Here is a 2,096-nt window from a genome sequence, read left to right on the forward strand (position 1 = left end):
GCCTGAGCCTTTACGCTGGAACCTTCATGGAGTCTTCGTCCGCCCCCGCCCATCCCCACTACGACCGCCTGATCGCCGCGGCGCGCGCCCTGCCGCCGCTGCGCGTCGCGGTCGTGCATCCGGCCGACGAAGTCTCGCTGCGGGCGGCGCTCGAATCGGCGCGGCTCGGTCTCATCTCGCCGGTCCTGGTAGGGCCGCGCGCCCGGATCGAGGCCGCCGCGCGCTCGCTCGGCGCCAGCCTCGAGGGCCTGCGCATCGTCGAGTGCCGCACAGCCACGCGGCGGCCGACATGGCGGTCGCACTGGAGCTGCGGGGCGAGGTCGATGCACTCATGAAGGGCAGCCTGCACACCGACGAACTGATGGCCGCCGTGATTCGCCGCGAAGGCGGCCTGCGCACCTCGCGCCGGATGCTACAGATGCCGGGGGTCCGCGTGGCGCTGCTGTCCGCGATGGAGACCGTGAATCCCAAGGTGCCGTCGACCCTCGATGCCGCCGCGCTGTGCAAGATGGCCGACCGCGGGCAGATCACCGGCGCGCATCTCGACGCCCCGCTGGCCATGGACAATGCGATCGACGCCGAGGCGGCGCGGATCAAGGGCATCGTCTCGGCCGTGGCGGGCCGCGCCAACGTGCTGATCGTGCCCGATCTCGATGCCGGCAACATGCTGGCCAAGAGCCTGACCTTCCTGGCCGGCGCCTACGCCGCCGGCATCGTGCTCGGCACCCGCGTGCCGGTTATCCTGACCAGCCGGGCCGACTCGGAAGCGGCCCGGCTGGCCTCGTGCGCGGTGGCCTCGATGCTGGCCAAGGCCGGGCGCGAAGGGCTGATCAAGGCGGTCGGCTGACCGCCGCCGCCACCTGCCATTGCGCCAGCTATGCGACGCGCTTGATCGTCACCTTCACCGAGCCGTGGTTGTTGAGGTAGGCGAACCAGGCGTCGTTGGCGAACAGGCACAGTTCGGGCTCGGCATCGCCGCTCTGGCCCTTGTAGGTCCAGGCCGCGTGCATGCCGATCGGAAACAGGTTGGAGTCGGAGCGCCCAATGGCACCGATCAACTGGAACCAGCGACCCTCCTTGCAGCGCAGCGCCCATTGGGCCATCGACTGGATGAGGCTGGGCTCGATCCTGCCGTCGGCGGTGGACGCCAGGTGCCAGTCGACCCATCGGCTGTCGTCCGCGGCGATCTCGTAGGTCTCGCCGGGCGCCAGCAGCACGCCGGTCGGGTTGTAGTAGCTGGCGCTCGCGATGGCGATCGGTCCGGATGAATCCCCGACCGCAAGATGTCTGCCCATGACTGCCCTCCTGTCACTGGTCCGCCCCCGGAAGGGAGCACCGCAATGTTCTCTGCCCACAGCGCATTTGTACTCCTGATCTTGCTGCCGCGTGCAGGCCGAAGCGCGTCCGCCACACTCGGGATTTCCCAGGTTGCGCGAGACGTGTCACGGGCGGCGACCCAGCCGCCGCGCCGGCTCAGCGCAAGGAGCAGGCCGTGACGACCACCTTGCACGGCTCGGTCGGCAAGTGGCCTTCGCATTGGGCGATGGCCGCCTGGCCCGCGGCGCTGGTCGTCGCGGCGCTGGCTGYGCCCCATTCACCGAAGTTGCCGGTCGCCAACGCCGCGCAGGACCGGTCGAACTGGATCCGCACCTCGCAAGGCCCCGCGCGACCGGCCGCACGATCGCATTGCGCGCGCGCCGCCCGCTCGGCCGCTTCGCGGGTCTTGTGGTTGAACGCGTAGCCGTACCAACCGCGCCGGGAAGCGATGGCGCCCCAGCTTGGGCCCGGGTCCGGAGCGCCTGGATTCGAGGTGGCGGCGATGCCCGCCGCATGGCAGGCGAGGAACAGCACGAGCGCCGCAGCCCCGCGGACGCCAACTGATCGAAATGTCATCCGCCGATCATCGCGCAACGCGGTCCGTGCCTGCGCGGAGGGCTAGCGCTGGGGGGCTTTCCGATCGCGCCACGCCCGCCATGCCCTACACGCCGCGTACGCCACGGCTGACGGCCTGTCCCCGGCGTTTTCGCGATCCTCAGTCATGTCTCGGGGAACTTGCCCCGAGTTCGCAACCCGGCCTTCCCGACACGGAAGGCGCT

Annotated in this window: 2 protein-coding genes and 1 pseudogene; 1 reads left to right on the forward strand and 2 read right to left on the reverse strand. The window is 70.5% G+C overall.

The genetic code is table 11. The annotated features are described in order from the left end of the window. The first annotated feature begins 26 nt into the window (after nucleotides 1-26). Nucleotides 27-847, forward strand: a pseudogene (locus tag AC1DY5_RS52915) (phosphate acyltransferase). 28 nt (nucleotides 848-875) lie between these two features. Here the strand turns inward: AC1DY5_RS52915 and AC1DY5_RS52920 are convergent. Continuing rightward, nucleotides 876-1,295 carry a hypothetical protein gene (locus AC1DY5_RS52920; protein WP_478122231.1) on the reverse strand — a complete coding sequence of 140 codons (420 nt, stop codon included), beginning with the start codon at nucleotides 1,293-1,295 and terminating at the stop codon, nucleotides 876-878. 178 nt (nucleotides 1,296-1,473) lie between these two features. Further along, nucleotides 1,474-1,893, reverse strand: a complete 420-nt coding sequence (locus AC1DY5_RS52925; RefSeq protein ID WP_478122232.1) for a DUF4189 domain-containing protein — start codon at nucleotides 1,891-1,893, stop codon at nucleotides 1,474-1,476. Nucleotides 1,894-2,096 lie beyond the last annotated feature (203 nt).

This window comes from Variovorax sp. P4_D9 (assembly GCF_056401695.1).